16 protein-coding genes are annotated in these 13,992 nt (G+C 61.4%); 2 read left to right on the forward strand and 14 right to left on the reverse strand.

Translation table 11 applies throughout. The features are described from left to right. Window positions 1–32 precede the first annotated feature (32 nt). Window positions 33–1,247 (forward strand): TIGR00300 family protein, encoded by a 1,215-nt coding sequence (locus HY737_07745; protein ID MBI4598272.1) that lies wholly within the window; start codon window positions 33–35, stop codon window positions 1,245–1,247. A gap of 47 nt (window positions 1,248–1,294) precedes the next feature. Further along, window positions 1,295–2,077 carry an amidinotransferase gene (locus HY737_07750; GenBank protein ID MBI4598273.1) on the forward strand — a complete coding sequence of 261 codons (783 nt, stop codon included), beginning with the start codon at window positions 1,295–1,297 and terminating at the stop codon, window positions 2,075–2,077. Here the strand turns inward: HY737_07750 and HY737_07755 are convergent. The 14 genes from HY737_07755 to HY737_07820 form a co-directional block, all read right to left on the reverse strand. Then, entirely contained in the window at window positions 2,070–2,651 is a 582-nt protein-coding gene (locus HY737_07755) for a thioredoxin family protein (protein MBI4598274.1), read from the reverse strand. The two genes, HY737_07750 and HY737_07755, sit on opposite strands and share 8 nt — an antisense overlap. Window positions 2,652–2,712: 61 nt before the next feature. Further along, window positions 2,713–3,048, reverse strand: coding sequence for a 4a-hydroxytetrahydrobiopterin dehydratase (locus tag HY737_07760; GenBank protein ID MBI4598275.1), 336 nt, complete (start codon window positions 3,046–3,048; stop codon window positions 2,713–2,715). Window positions 3,049–3,050: 2 nt separating this feature from the next. Next, a complete protein-coding gene (locus HY737_07765; protein MBI4598276.1) occupies window positions 3,051–3,536 on the reverse strand; it encodes a transcription elongation factor GreA in 486 nt (161 codons plus the stop codon). A 47-nt stretch (window positions 3,537–3,583) separates the two neighbouring features. After that, window positions 3,584–4,114: an exosortase system-associated protein, TIGR04073 family gene (locus tag HY737_07770; protein ID MBI4598277.1), complete on the reverse strand. Its 531-nt coding sequence runs from the start codon at window positions 4,112–4,114 to the stop codon at window positions 3,584–3,586. 56 nt (window positions 4,115–4,170) lie between these two features. Beyond that, on the reverse strand, window positions 4,171–4,785 hold the full coding sequence (locus tag HY737_07775; protein MBI4598278.1) for a DUF420 domain-containing protein: 615 nt from the start codon (window positions 4,783–4,785) through the stop codon (window positions 4,171–4,173). Further along, entirely contained in the window at window positions 4,772–5,410 is a 639-nt protein-coding gene (locus HY737_07780; GenBank protein ID MBI4598279.1) for an SCO family protein, read from the reverse strand. The genes HY737_07775 and HY737_07780 overlap by 14 nt, the downstream gene beginning before the upstream one ends. A gap of 3 nt (window positions 5,411–5,413) precedes the next feature. After that, a complete protein-coding gene (cyoE, locus tag HY737_07785; protein ID MBI4598280.1) occupies window positions 5,414–6,286 on the reverse strand; it encodes a protoheme IX farnesyltransferase in 873 nt (290 codons plus the stop codon). Then, entirely contained in the window at window positions 6,244–7,089 is an 846-nt protein-coding gene (locus HY737_07790) for a COX15/CtaA family protein (GenBank protein ID MBI4598281.1), read from the reverse strand. The genes cyoE and HY737_07790 overlap by 43 nt, the downstream gene beginning before the upstream one ends. Before the next feature lie 58 nt (window positions 7,090–7,147). Next, a complete protein-coding gene (locus HY737_07795; GenBank protein ID MBI4598282.1) occupies window positions 7,148–8,875 on the reverse strand; it encodes a cbb3-type cytochrome c oxidase subunit I in 1,728 nt (575 codons plus the stop codon). 1 nt (window position 8,876) lies between these two features. Then, entirely contained in the window at window positions 8,877–9,545 is a 669-nt protein-coding gene (coxB, locus tag HY737_07800; GenBank protein MBI4598283.1) for a cytochrome c oxidase subunit II, read from the reverse strand. 6 nt (window positions 9,546–9,551) lie between these two features. Next, the gene (locus HY737_07805) at window positions 9,552–10,277 is read right to left on the reverse strand and encodes a carboxypeptidase regulatory-like domain-containing protein (protein ID MBI4598284.1); all 726 of its coding nucleotides are present in this window, start codon (window positions 10,275–10,277) and stop codon (window positions 9,552–9,554) included. A 20-nt stretch (window positions 10,278–10,297) separates the two neighbouring features. Continuing rightward, on the reverse strand, window positions 10,298–11,704 hold the full coding sequence (locus HY737_07810; GenBank protein MBI4598285.1) for a c-type cytochrome: 1,407 nt from the start codon (window positions 11,702–11,704) through the stop codon (window positions 10,298–10,300). A 40-nt stretch (window positions 11,705–11,744) separates the two neighbouring features. After that, complete coding sequence (locus tag HY737_07815) at window positions 11,745–12,596, reverse strand: lysophospholipase (protein ID MBI4598286.1); 852 nt, start codon at window positions 12,594–12,596, stop codon at window positions 11,745–11,747. A gap of 206 nt (window positions 12,597–12,802) precedes the next feature. Next, a complete protein-coding gene (locus HY737_07820; GenBank protein MBI4598287.1) occupies window positions 12,803–13,561 on the reverse strand; it encodes a hypothetical protein in 759 nt (252 codons plus the stop codon). Between the last annotated feature and the right edge of the window lie 431 nt (window positions 13,562–13,992).

Here is a 13,992-nt window from a genome sequence, read left to right on the forward strand (position 1 = left end):
TACCCTATTTTCCATGCTATACTACAGATGCCATGGCTTCAGAAGTCGTGCACGTCCAAGGACATATCATCGACTCGCTGATCCTTCCGAAAGTGCTGGATGAGATCATGGATTGCTCCGGCACGTTCGAGATCCTCGACATCCGCATCGGTAAGCGGAAGACCGACACGTCCACCGCCCGCCTGCGGATCCAGGCCGACTCGCACCACCGCCTTCAGCAAATCTTGAAGCGCATTGCTCGGCTGGGAGCCACACCGCTGTATCTGAAGGACGTGCAATTAACGCGGGCCCCGAAAGACGGGGTCTTCCCCCCGGCGTTTTACTCGACCACCAATCTCCCGACGGACATTCGATTCCGCGGCCGGTGGCGTCGAGTCGCCCGCATCGAAATGGATTGCGGCGTCGCCGTGAATCCCTCCACCGGGGCGGCGACCTGCACGGCGCTGGCGAGCGTTCGGAAAGGCGACTGGGTGGTCTGCGGAGCCGAGGGGGTGAAAGTCACGCCGTTGGAGCGCGCTCGAGCCGCTGAAGTCTTTCAGTTTATGGGGAGCGCCGTGTCCTCGGAAAAACCCAAGGCCCAACTGATTCAACGATTAGCGAAAGAGATGCGCGCCATCAAACGAACGCGCCAACACATCTTGCTCGTGCTCGGACCAGCCGTCGTGCACACCGGCAGCGGGCCGTATGTGGAGCGGCTCATTCGCGCCGGCTATGTCGATGTCCTGTTCGCCGGCAACGGCCTCGCGACCCATGACATTGAGTCGGCGTTGTACGGGACGTCGCTCGGGGTCCAGTTGGATCGCGGCGAGCCGGTCAAAGACGGCCACGATCACCACATGCGCGCCATCAACACCATCCGCAATCTTGGCAGCATCCGCAATGCGGTGCGCCGCCGCGTGCTGAAGCGCGGGATTATGCACGCGTGCGTCACACGCCGCGTGCCGTTTGTCCTTTCCGGCTCCATTCGCGACGATGGCCCGCTGCCGGATGTGATCACGGATACGATCAGCGCGCAAGATGCGATGCGGCGCTTCATCCCCAACGTCGGCATGGCGCTGATGATCGCCTCGACCCTGCATTCCATTGCCACGGGCAACATGCTGCCGGCCACGGTCAAGACGGTGTGCGTGGACATCAACCCCTCCGTCGTCACGAAGCTCTCTGACCGCGGCACCTTCCAGGGTATTGGCATCGTCTCCGACACGGAATCGTTCCTCCGCGAACTGACCCACGCCCTCCACGTCTGATGACTGGGCCACTCGGCCACTTGGCCACTTGGCCACCCCGGTTGTTGATGTGTCCTCCCACGTACTACTCCATCGCCTACGAAATCAATCCGTGGATGAGTCTGAAGCGTCCAGCGAATCATGCGCGAGCGGTCGCGCAGTGGAACCGGCTGTATCAGGTGCTCACTAACGAGCTCGGCGCGCGCGTGGAACTGCTGCCGCCGCATCGCGGTGTGCCCGACCTCGTGTTCACCGCCAACGCCGGGCTGGTCCAGGGCCGCATGCTGATCCGCAGCAACTTTCGCTACCTGCAGCGGCAGCAGGAAGAGCCGATCATCGAGCGGTATTTCCGCCGGAAAAAATTCCGGATTGCCACCCTCAGCAACCGATTTGATTTCGAAGGCGAGGGGGACGCGCTGTGGCTCAATCACACGCTGATCCTGGGATTTCGATTTCGATCAGATGAGCCGGTCCATGAAGAGCTAGCCAGGAAGCTGAAGGCAGAGGTCTTGCCGGTGGAGCTGGCGGATAAGCGCTTCTACCACCTGGATACGTGCTTCTGCCCGCTGGATGCCCGCACGGTGATGTGGTATCCGAAGGCGTTCGACCGCTACGGGCGGAAAGTTATCGAGGGGCTGGCGGAAGATCGGATCAATGTGTCAGAGCAGGATGCCAAGCGGTTTGTGTGCAATGCGATCGTCATCAACGACGCCGTGGTCTTGCAGTCGGGGTGTTCGGCGGGACTGAAGCGCCAACTCACTCGGCGGGGCTTTCGCCTCTTCCCCGTCGATCTGTCGGAATTCCTCAAAGCCGGCGGCTCCGCCAAGTGCCTCGTCCTTCGCCTTATCTGAAGTACGCTGGCTCTTGAGATTTCTTCCACTTGATGTTGCAGCCAATACTCGCCTTTTGCTCCGGGCTGACCGGCGTGCCGGCTAAGACCGCATCGATGGCCGCGCGAAGATCTTTGCCATTAAGCGGTTTGCCATTGCCTGGCCGGCTATCATCGAGCTGGCCGCGGTAGACCAGCGTGCGGTCAGGCCCAAACAGGAAGAAATCCGGCGTGCAGGCAGCGGTATACGCTTTGGCGACGTCTTGCGTCTCATCGTAACAGAACGGAAACGTGAACCCTTCCTCTTTCGCCATCGCCTTCAACTTCTTCGGCGCATCATCCGGATAGCCTGCGGCGTCATTGGCGCTGATCGCCACGATCCCGATGTCCTGCTTCGCATAATCCCTCCCCAGCTTCGCCAACTCGCCTTTGACATGCACGACGTAGGGGCAGTGCCGGCAGATGAACATGACCAGCAGCGCTTTTTTCCCGGCCCATGTCTTCAGCGAAACATCCTTGCCTGAAACCACATCAGGCAAGTTGAAATCCGGTGCCGGTGTCTCGAGGGCCAACATCGTCGATGGGGTCAGAGCCATGGCTTCCTCCTTCGCAATTCGATATCAGATATGAAATGGCCATTTCATATCTGATATCGCTCTAAGACAGCAGTTGGTCGATCTTCGCGGCGAGGATGAAATCGTTCTCCGACAACCCGCCGATGGCGTGCGTCGACAATTCAATCGTCAGCTTTCGATAATTCGTCAGATGCAAGTCCGGATGATGATCTTCGGCTTCAGCAATGGGGGCGATGCGCTGAATGACACTGACGGCGTGGAAAAAATCATTGCAGGCGATAGTTTTTCGAATCATCGTTCCATCGACGAGTTCCCATCCCTGAACGTCAGCGAGCAGCAGACGAGCCGCGTTCTCCGGCAGCGGAGCCGCGCCACCCTCGCACGGTTTGCACTTTCGCTGGGCGAGCGGATCAGCCATAGCTACACCCGTTCGATTTTGAGGATGCGGTACGGCACCAACGTCTTGGGAAGGGTCAGGGTAAACTCCTCGCCTGGCTTCTTTCCTAACAGCGTCTTGCCCAGCGGGGCGGCAATGGAGAGCTTGCCGTTTTTCGGATCCGCCTCTTCAGGCCCGACGAGGACGTAGCTGAATTCCTCGTTCGTCTGCAGATCCTTCAGTGTGACTTTGATGCCAACGCGGGCTTCCCCGTCTTTAATCGCGAGACCGTCGATGAGCTGCACGCGCTGGAGTTTGCCGTCGAGCTCGGCGAGGCGTTTGGAGACATGCTGCAGCCGCTCGCGCGCCGCATGATATTCGGCGTTTTCGCGCAGATCGCCCATCGCTGCGGCCTTGCTGACCTCTTCGGTCAGCTCGCGCTTCTGGGCGAGGAGCGCTTTGTGCTCGGCTTGGAGTTTCGCGAGGCCTTCGTTGGTGAGGTAGGTGTCTGACATGCGGGCAAGGCTCAAGGGAAATCTCCTTGCCTTCAGCCTTGAGCCTTCAACCTTGAGCGATGTTATTTCTTCCAAACGCGCTTGGAGCGGTGAATCTGCACTTCGGAAGTCGTGGTCGATCCCGGGGCTCCCTCGGATGCCGTGATCTGGCCTTCTGAAGACTCGCCGGTCGGAGTCGTCGCGATGGAGGCTTCAGGGGTGGAGGTGGGGTTGGCGCTGATCGTCGTCGGCCCGACATTCATGCAATCCTCATACGAGTCCGACACCGGAAAACCGTTGAACCCCGGCACCCAGAAGGTGGCCACATCAATGACCCCGGAGCCTGCGCGCAGCACCGTGCAGCCGGCTCCCTTGGCGACCCCGGTGAGCGTGCCCACCAACGGGGGGCCTGACTTCGTTCCATTGACGGTGTTCACGAGCAAATCGACGAAACAGGTCGCGGCGTTGAGCAAACCGCGCCCCAGCATACCGCCGGCCTTGCGCGAGTAGACCGATGATTCAGCCGCCTCATGCACCGGTAAGCGCGCCGCGAACACCGGCTGGCTGACGAGCAGCAGCGACACCACGAGCAGTCCGACACGTTGTTTCATCATTTCATCATTCCTCCTTGTTCACTGTAGTGGCAGTCTAGCGTGAAAGACCGCGAGTGTCAACCGCTCCCCTCCTGCCGCTGGTGGCGGTGGCGGCGAGCGGTCGAAACGATTCGCAGCGTCAGCCCGCCCACGAGAGCGACGGGCACTGCCAGCAGCAGCATGATGCTCAACGCGAATCCTTTGGCGGTCGAGAGCCGCTGCGACAATTGCCCCGGCTCAAAGAGCGCTTCTTTGCAGCCGGGGCATGCTTCAGCCGCGGAAACGTGGTACAGCAGCCAATAGACAAGCAAGCCGGTGATGCACACGATGAGCCACAGCGGCAGGGTGGCGCGCGCGATCCGTTGATGCGCGGAAAACTGCTTGCGCGCGGCCAGCCACAGGGTGCGGGCGGCCAGCGGCACAATGACCACCGCCAGGATCGCGTGCACGATCAAGAGGACGAAATAGACCGCGCGGCTCCACCCAGCGCCCTGGTACGGCACCGAACCCACCCGCGCATGATAGAGCACGTACGAGACCAGAAACACGGAGGAGGCGACGGCGGCGCCGATCATGCAGCAGGCATGCGCCGCGATGCGTTTGGCCCTGATACAGCGCCATCCCGCCGTTAGACACGCAGCGCTTGTCGCGTTCAGGGTGGCATGAAATGCCGGGACATCAACGCCGCCCATTCGATCCCCTCCGCGCAAGTTGCCGGGCATCGGCTTGGAGCTGCCGAAGAGCCTTGGCGTCCGTCGAGTCATAGTAGCCGCGGATGCTCCCCTGCGGATCCACCAAGACCAGTTTCACGCTGTGGAGGATCGGTTCAGCGGCCGTGCCGCCCTCGCTGAGCCCGAGATGAAAACCGTCTTGGCTCAGGCGCCGCACCGCCTCGATGTCGCCGGTCAAGAAGCGCCACCGCGCGGGATCCGCCTGATAGGCGCTCGCGTAGTCGGCCAATACCTGGGGCGTATCGCGCGCAGGATCCACCGATAAGGACACCAATCGCACGCGCGGCTCGTCACGAAACGCCGCCTGCAGCTGCGCCATGCGTCCGCTCATCAACGGACACTGGCCGGCGCAGCGCGTGAAGATAAAATCGGCGACCCACACGGACCCGGTCAAGTGCGCGTTGGTCACCGCGTGCTGCTGCTGATCGACCAGGCGAAACGGCGGCACGGGGCCGTAGTCGGGGAGCCATCGCGCTGAAGGCATCCGCAACGTGCCATACCACAGTGCTGCGAGGATGCTGCCGATCGCCACAAGGGCCAGCCCTCCGGCCGCCCTGCGCTCTGATGAGGGTGCCTGCGTCGCCATGTGTTACCACCACGCGGCGGCGGCCGGCGGACGGCTCACCGCGAGCAGCGCGAGCAACAGCGGCAGATACGCAATCGACGCGTGAAACAGCTGCCGCGCCGCGGCTTGCGAGCTGCGCACGGCCGTGCGCAGCGCTGCCGCGCACAAGCATCCGCTGAGTACTAAGGCCCCGTAAAAATACGACGAACCGGCCAACCCCATCATGGCCGGCAACAGGCTCAAGGGCACGAGCACCGCGGCATACCACGCCATTTGGCGAGCCGTCACATCGCCTTCCGGTTGCATCACGGTCAGCATCCGAAATCCTGCGCGCGCATAATCGTCGCGATACAGCACCGCCAGGGCCAGAAAATGCGGCAGCTGCCACACAAACAGGATGGCGAAGAGCGCTGCCGCCTCCACGGCCAGCGAACGGCCTGACGCGGTCCAGCCGATCAGCGTCGGCAAGGCTCCGGGAATGGCCCCGACCAAGGTGCACAGGGGGGTCTGCCGTTTCAGCGGCGTATAGACGAGCACATAGATGGCCCAACTGATGAGCGCAATGATCGTGCTGAGTCCATTCACCAGGAGGAGCATGCCGATGAACCCGATGACGGAGAGGCCGAGGCCGAAGCGATAGGCCTGTATTGGCGTCAACCGTCCGGAGGGAATCGGCCGATTCTTCGTGCGCCGCATCAGCGCATCCTGCGCGTGCTCGGCCCACTGATTCAGCGCATTGGCCCCGCCGACCACGAGGGCGGTCGTGATGAGGACGGGCAGCGCCTGCGCGGCAAACTCCACAGAGCGCAGCGCGACCCACCACCCGGCCGCCGTCGTCACGACCACCAGCGCCGTTAAGCGCGGTTTGGTGAGCTCGAAGTAATCGTTGAAGCGCATCGAAGCATGCTCCAGGCGAGCACCACGGCTTGCGCCAACACCAGCGCGCCGAGCGCGACATGGACGGTGCGAAGCGGCACAGAGCCGCGAGAAAAGAACACGCCAATACCCACAAGGAGTTGTATTCCCACCAGCGCATGCAGTCGTAACACATGCCCTCGCCATAGAGCCTGGCGACCTACGAAACGTTTTGTCGTTAGGGAAACGGCGGTGACGGTGCCGATGAGCAGCACTGCACCGGTAATATGCCACCACACACCGAAGCCGGTGTGGCGGATGATGGCTCCCAGCAGCAATTGGATCGCCGCGATCACAGCGGCCGCCACCCCGAATCGCCCGAGGGTCCGTCCTGCCGGATGATCCCGCCGCGCCGGCGGCTCAACCCAGCCAGGGCTCGTCGCCTGCGCAATGCACACGACCAGGCAGAACACGGCCTGGCCAAGGCATGCATGCGCAATCGAAATCTGCGGAGGCAGCAGCAGCAGCACGGTCAGCCCGCCCAGCAGGACTTGCAGGACGACCGCCGCCAACGCCGCCGCGGCCAAGCGCTTCACCCAACGGCGGTCCTCGCGCCTCCAGAGCCATACCGCCAAGCCTAAAATCATCAGGCCGACGAGTCCGGCGATCATCCGGTGGCCGTGCTCATAGAAAATGCCGCCGACCATGGGGGGAAAGAACACGCCGTAGGACAGCGGCCAATCCGGCACCGCCAGCCCGGAATCTGTCGAGGTGACCAGACTCCCGGCGATGAGCAGGAAGAACGTCGCGATTGCTGTAGCGATTGCGTAACGATGCACGGCCATCTTTTCCGGGCGATATCAGATATCGAATTCGATATCTGATATCGCTCTGATCTCGCCTTTAGGTTTTGACGTGTTGGGGCAGCCAGTCGTCTGTGCGGCCGGGCACGCTGTATTCGTACGGGCCGTGGTAGACCGTCGGGATCGCCGCAAAGTTGCCGTGCGGCGGCGGCGAGGAGGTCGCCCACTCTAACGTCGTCGCCTGCCAGGGATTATCGCCGGCGCGCTTGCCGCGGAAGAGGCTCCAGAAAAAGTTGGCGATAAAGATCAACTGGGCCAGCCCCAGACAAAAGGCGGCAACGCTCATCATCCGGTTGAGGCCGCCGGCATGGCTCAAATGCGCGTACGATGTGTAATCGTAGATGCGCCGCGGCATGCCGGCGACACCCAGGATGAACATGGGAAACATCACGGCGTTAAAGAAGATGAACGTCAATGCGAAATGGATGAGGCCGAGCCGTTCGTTGAGCCGGCGGCCGAACATCTTGGGAAACCAGAACGTGATACCGGCGAAGATGCCGAAGAGGCTGCCGCCGAAGAGCACATAGTGGAGATGCCCGACGATGAAATACGTATCGTGAAGGTACAGATCCACGGGGCTGGCCGCCGCGAAAATGCCCGTGAGCCCTCCGATCACGAACATGGACACAAACGCGACCGCATGGCACATCGGCGTCGCCAAGCGGATGGATCCGCGCCAGAGGGTGCCGAGCCAGTTGAAGGTTTTAATCGCCGAGGGCACCGCAATCACCATCGTCGAGAGCATGAAGCTCGTGCCCAACGTCGGGTTCATGCCGCTGGTGAACATGTGGTGGGCCCACACCAGAAAGCCGAGGATGGCGATGCCCATAATCGCGTAGATCATCGAGTGATACCCGAACAGCGGCTTGCGCGCGAACACCGGCAGGATCTCCGAGACGATCCCCATCGCCGGCAGGATCATGATGTAGACCGCCGGATGCGAGTAGAACCAGAACAGATGCTGCCACAGCAGCGCCTGGCCGCCGGCATTCGGCTGCAGCACCCCATCGATCACCAGCCCGGCCGGCAGAAAGAAGCTGGTGTGCAGCGTGATGTCGAGCAGCAGCAGGATCAAGGCGGCGGCCAGCACCGGGGTCGCCAGCAGCACCATGATCGCCGTGATGAACAGCGCCCAGATGGACAGCGGCAGCCGGAAGAAGTGCATGCCGCTCGCGCGCAGGTTGATGACCGTCGCCACATAGTTCACGGCCCCGAGAATCGAGGACGTCCCTAACACGATCACCCCCACAATCCAGCAGAGCTGCCCCGGTCCGAGTGTTGCGGACAGCGGCGCATAGGCCGTCCACCCGGAAGCCGCAGCCCCCCCCTTCAGAAAGAAGCCGGCGCAGACAATCGCGATCGCGAATGGCACCATCCAAAAGGAGATCATGTTCAGCTTCGGAAACGCCATGTCCCTGGCCCCGATCTTGAGGGGAATGAGGTAGTTGCCGAAGACGCCGACGAGCAGCGGGATGATGGCGAAGAAAATCATCACCGAACCGTGCATCGTAAAGAGCATGTTGTAATACTCCGGCACCATGATCCCGCCCGGAAAACCCTCCGGCGCGATCGTCTCCATAAACGCCAGCGGGCGGCCCGGCCAGCCGAGCTGCCAGCGGATGAGTAGTGCCAGCAGCCCGCCGAAGAGCAGCATAAAGAGGCTGGTAAAGAGAAACTGAATCCCGATCGTCTTGTGATCGGTCGAAAAAATATACTTCCGAACAAAACTTGGTGATTGAGTGATTGGGTGATTGGGTGATGGAGTCATGTCACTCATTGGCCGCTGTTTTCAGCCATGTCTGAAACGCCTCGAGAGGCTCAATCGTGAGGAATCCCCGCATCCGGTAATGCCCCAGCCCGCATAACTCCGCGCAGACAATCTCATACTGGCCCGGCCTGGTCGCCGACACCCACATGCGGGTCGTGATCCCGGGCACCGCGTCCTGCTTCATGCGGAACTGCGGCACAAAAAAGCTGTGGATGACATCTTTCGACTTCAGGTGAAAGAGCACCGTGCGGCCCAGGGGAATATGCAGCTGATTGATCGTCAGGACGTCATCCGCCGTGTTGAATTGCTCATCCGCTCCGGGATAACGGACATTCCACGCGAATTGCTCGCCGGTCACTTCGACCTGCAGATCCGGCGGCGGAGGGGCGCCCCGCACCTGCGCCCACACCCGCTGGCTATGCATGGCGAGCCACACCATGATGGCAGCAGGAATCGCGGTCCACACCGCTTCGATGAGCAAATTGCCGTGGGTGTAATAGGCGGGTTTTCCCGGCCGCCGCCGGTAGCGGATCAGGAACGCCACTAAGGTGGCCTGGACGAGCACAAAGACGATGCCGGTCAGCCACAGGACGACGTAGAAGAGCTGATCAATCGCCGGGGCGGTCGTCGTCACCGCATCCGGCAGCCAGACGCGCACCGCAGGCGTCATCCTGTCCTATGGCGCGCGAAAGCCGAAGTCAACGGTTTTCGTTTCTCCATCGCCGATGGTGACCGTCTGGGTTTGCGTCCCGTACTTCTCATGCCACGCTTCCAGCGTGTACTGGCCGGCCGGAAGCCCCGAAATCGCAAACGCGCCCTGCGCGTCGCTGACGCTGAAGAAGGGGTGCTCCACGACGCCAGCGTAGGCGCGCATCCACGGATGGACATTGCACTTGAATGACACGCCGATTTCCGGTTTGGCGAATTTCTTCGTCGACTTCATGTCCTTCACTGGCTGCGCGATGTTAAACGGCGTATTCTGCGCTGGCTTCGCGTTGACATTGTGCAGCGTCGCGTCGCTGTTGATGATCTCCAGCGGCTGATTCACCTGCAACCCGAAGACGCGCGGATGATACCAGCAGCCGCGCTGATCCAGCTGGACGGGCGCAGCCGGCGCGGGGGGTACGGGCCCCGATACCCCGGCCTTGACGTAGACGAAGACGTTTTTCAGGCGGTTCTGCGCGTCCACCACCACCTCTTCGGTGTAGACCGGGCTGCTATGCTGCTGCTGGCAGGCCGGATCCGCGCTCATCTTAACGACCTCGGGCTTCGGCGCCGTCCCCTGAAGCGTGATGGTGCCCTTGATCGCCGCCGCATCAGCCGCTGTCGCCGTGCCACTGCCGCAGCCAACCGCCATCAACATCGCGACCGAAACCGGCGAAATCCATCGAGTGTGCTTCATGGACATCCTCCATTGTTGTTTCACGGTTCATGGTGCTGTTGCTGTGTCGACTGAAGGGCCAAATCGATCCAGTATGACACCGCGCGCGCGTCAGGATTGCCGCCATCGAAGACGGCCACGGCCAGCGAGGTGTAGTGTTCAGCGGTGAACTGTGCTGCGCCCTCCGGCGCTGCCGGAGCCAGGGGCCGTTGCATCACCATGCGCCAGCGCCCATCGGTATACGTCGCGGCTCCGCCGGCCAGCGCGCGCAGCGGGGAGCGGGGCGATCGGATCGTTTCAAAATCTGCGGCGAGCTCCTCGGCCGGAGCACCGGTGTCGGCTGACCACGAACACATATCAAGCGTGGGGGCGCCGTCGTAGGGCCACGCCTGCAAGGTCACGATATCGCCCTCCAATCCCTCCGGCTTGAACACGATGGCGATGGCATCCTGAGGCGGCTGCCGATCCTCCGTCGGGTCATCCCACGTCAGGCGAAACGCGATGTCGTGATCATTCGCGAGCATGTCGATCCCCACCTTGAGAATGGTCGGGGGATCGGTCCACTCCCCGGACGGCGCGACCACATTCCGCGTCTGCACATCCGTATGCTCGGCCGCCGCCCACGCCGGATCATCGACGGCTATCGGCAGCGCGCCGCCGAGGCGCGTGGCGCGTGCGACCATGTTCCAGCGCGGCGGCTCCTGCAATGATTGCACATAGTACGCCAGATGCCACGCGTCTTCCGGTGTTAAGCCGGCCTCGGCATAGGAGGGCATGCCGGAGCCCTCGATGCCGGCCATGAAGCGCCACATGATCGATTCAGGTTCCGAGCCGCCTCGATACGCCCAGCCGTGCGTCAAATTCGCCGGGCGGATCTTCATCCCCCAATCATCCGTCAGGCCGGCCGCCGCGGTCCCGTTGGCCCGCCCCGCGGTTCCGTGGCACGCCCCGCACCCCAGCTTCGCGTAGAGCGCCTTGCCCTTCGCGCGATTCGCGCGCTTCGGCCCGGGATCGCGCGCCACGCTGATGGCTTGCGGCTGGCTCTGCTGGAAGATCGGGGAGAGCGTCTTCAGATAATAGACGATCTGCCACCGCGTGCGCTCATCCAGCAACGGCCAGTCCGGCATGTTGCTGCCCGGCAGGCCCTTGGTGATCGACCGAAACAGATCGTCATCGCTCGGCGGGGTGCCGATGACGGTCGTGCGGAACTTAAACTCGCCGAGGGAAAAGTCGCGAGGCCGCGGGTAAAAGCGCTTGGCATCCAGCCCGTCGCCGCGGCCACTGGGCCCGTGGCAGCGAGCGCAGAACTGATCATAGGCCGCTTTCCCCGCCGAAGGATCCGCGGCGGGTTGCTCGGCCCGTGCCTGGCGGCTGCCGGCAACGCTCACCAGCAATACGGTGAGGAGGACGGCGCAGCGCTGTTGGGAATCGTGCGGAAAAACGTGCATACCCGAATGCCTGTGATTGTAGCGCAGCGCCCGACGCCCGTCAACGTGGCTGCGGGCGCAGCCAAGCGAGAAGATCCTGGATGACTCGAGCCCGATCGACTTCGTTCAGCACCTCATGATAGAACCCGTCGTAGATGATGAGCTGCTTCTGCGCGCTGCCAATCAGCGGAAAGAACTGTGTGACCGCATCCGCGGATCCGATGAGATCCTCACCCGCCTGCAGCGCCAGCGTCGGGACGCGCAGCCGAGGCAACACGGAAGGCAGCGCTTGCGCCGCCCGACGAATCTCCACATAACACCGAGCGCTCGCCACGCGGTGCACCAGCGGATCGCGCTCCCAGGCGGCAATCACCTGGGGATCATGGGACAGCGCGATGCCGTGATGCCGCGGCCGCTTCATCGTCAGCGATGGCCATACCGACGACAAGGCGTAGGCCAACCCATGCTTCCACTGCGGCACCCGCATCCCAAAACCCCAGAACGGCGAGCTCAGAATGAGCGCGCGAATCGCTTGCGCATGTTGCGCGGCGTAATGCGCGGCGATCAATCCTCCAAGGCTATGCCCCAGCAGGATGGGTGGCATCATCGCATGATGCTCCGAGACGAAACGGACAAACGCCGCAGCATCGGAAACATAGTCCTCAAATTGATCAATGTGTCCGCGGACCCCTGGCGACTTGCCGTGCCCTCGCAGATCATACGCATACACAACGTAGCCGGCTTGGACGAACTGTCTCGCCGTCTGCTCATATCGACCCGAATGCTCGCCGATCCCGTGGATGATGAGCAGCGGTTGAGCCGCCGACGGTGCTGCCTGTTGAGGGCCGCAGCGCCACCCCTGCCAATAGAGACGCGGTGCCTGGCTCGTTGTCAGGTAACCTTCAGTGTGCATGTTGGTAGCCTGAGAATAGGCCTCATCATACAGGCCTGTCAAGGCTCCCTGACGTGTCGTTCTGAAAACATTTACGGGTGGAAGCCGATCAGCCGCTTCGGCTTGGCTGGCGGCTCCATCAAGTGTCGGCCACCTCGCATGTTTGAGATGCCAAAATGGCACCTCAAAGCCTTGGTATCTTACGTCTAAGGTCGCAACTTGCGACCTTAAAGTTGCGCGTGCTTCGTGTTCACGGATGTTGCGGGTGGGTGATATTTGAGCGAGCCTATTTGCTCAAGGAATTTTGGCCGTGCTGCAGCAAGCACAACGAGGTAACAAGAGTCATCCGGATAGAGGCCAGTTTTCGGCGTGAGATGGCATGGAACAAAGCGACGGAGCATCAACGCGACCTGTTCCAACCCTGGACGATTCACTGAACGAGCTCGAATCCTGCCCTGCGGGTCAAAATGCGCTTCATCATCGAAGAACGCACGTAACCATGCCGCCTGAATTTCCCATGCACCTTTGAGGATTACAGAGTTGACCGTCCACTGCCTCGACTTCCCTGCTCCTAGCGACCGGATAAGTTCCCACACCGCTTTGGATTTAACGACAACCATCCACCGCTGAGGGACGTACCGAGGGCGAAGACCAAATGTCTCATAACAGTCCCGCATGAATTCCTCAATCAGCTTAGGGTTTTTGTTGGTATAGCCAATCGCGTATCGTCTTCGATAGTACCCCGTTCGATAAGCTTTAAGATAGCCGTAGTCATCCTTTTCCCGCGTATCGATCAGATGGCCATCGCCGCACACATGAGCGTGAATCCTCGCCAGTGCTGCCGTCATATCCACGGGGATTAAGACCTTTCGAATCGAACGCTGACGCGGAATACCAAAGTTTCCAAGCGCTGTGTTGATCGAGGCAGGCGAGCGATCTAACCGTTGAGCAATTGCCATAATGGGTAAGCGCTCTTCAAGATACATTGTTTGAAGGAGCTTCTTGTCTTGCTCAGTCCAGTGTCGCATGGCGAGTACAAAAAATAAACAGGAGTTACGGCTAAGTACCGTAACTCCTGTAGCGTAAGAAAGTAGCGGGGGCACGATTTGAACGTGCGACCTTCGGGTTATGCGTACCACGACAGCTTTCGCTGCCTCACCGCTCATTCTCCGACGAGAAAATGAGAAGCGAGTTTGTGGTCTGGACTATACCTTCACCCCGCCCATCTAAAATGGGCGGGGTGCCCGCCGTCTAGTCTCTACACCTTCCCCCACCAACGAACGTTGGCGGGGACTTGGCTCGGTGTTACCAGTGAAGGCTTCACCGACTTTGACGGGAATCACCTAGCCATTACTGGCTAGGCAGCCCATTGAGGAAATGAGCCCGACGAGCTACCTGACTGCTCCACCCCGCAGTG

The organism is Candidatus Omnitrophota bacterium, from assembly GCA_016209275.1.
Classification (GTDB): Bacteria; Omnitrophota; Gorgyraeia; order Aquiviventales; family Aquiviventaceae; genus JACQWM01.

Coding starts and splice junctions, on each gene's coding strand:
- HY737_07750 (MBI4598273.1), top strand. CDS start 1,295: ATGTGTCCTCCCACGTACTACTCCATCGCCTACGAAATCAATCCGTGG.
- HY737_07790 (MBI4598281.1), bottom strand. CDS start 7,089: ATGGCCGTGCATCGTTACGCAATCGCTACAGCAATCGCGACGTTCTTC.
- HY737_07760 (MBI4598275.1), bottom strand. CDS start 3,048: ATGGCTGATCCGCTCGCCCAGCGAAAGTGCAAACCGTGCGAGGGTGGC.
- cyoE (MBI4598280.1), bottom strand. CDS start 6,286: ATGCGCTTCAACGATTACTTCGAGCTCACCAAACCGCGCTTAACGGCG.
- coxB (MBI4598283.1), bottom strand. CDS start 9,545: ATGACGCCTGCGGTGCGCGTCTGGCTGCCGGATGCGGTGACGACGACC.
- HY737_07795 (MBI4598282.1), bottom strand. CDS start 8,875: ATGACTCCATCACCCAATCACCCAATCACTCAATCACCAAGTTTTGTT.
- HY737_07745 (MBI4598272.1), top strand. CDS start 33: ATGGCTTCAGAAGTCGTGCACGTCCAAGGACATATCATCGACTCGCTG.
- HY737_07755 (MBI4598274.1), bottom strand. CDS start 2,651: ATGGCTCTGACCCCATCGACGATGTTGGCCCTCGAGACACCGGCACCG.
- HY737_07780 (MBI4598279.1), bottom strand. CDS start 5,410: ATGGCGACGCAGGCACCCTCATCAGAGCGCAGGGCGGCCGGAGGGCTG.
- HY737_07805 (MBI4598284.1), bottom strand. CDS start 10,277: ATGAAGCACACTCGATGGATTTCGCCGGTTTCGGTCGCGATGTTGATG.
- HY737_07815 (MBI4598286.1), bottom strand. CDS start 12,596: ATGCACACTGAAGGTTACCTGACAACGAGCCAGGCACCGCGTCTCTAT.
- HY737_07820 (MBI4598287.1), bottom strand. CDS start 13,561: ATGTATCTTGAAGAGCGCTTACCCATTATGGCAATTGCTCAACGGTTA.
- HY737_07775 (MBI4598278.1), bottom strand. CDS start 4,785: ATGGGCGGCGTTGATGTCCCGGCATTTCATGCCACCCTGAACGCGACA.
- HY737_07770 (MBI4598277.1), bottom strand. CDS start 4,114: ATGATGAAACAACGTGTCGGACTGCTCGTGGTGTCGCTGCTGCTCGTC.
- HY737_07810 (MBI4598285.1), bottom strand. CDS start 11,704: ATGCACGTTTTTCCGCACGATTCCCAACAGCGCTGCGCCGTCCTCCTC.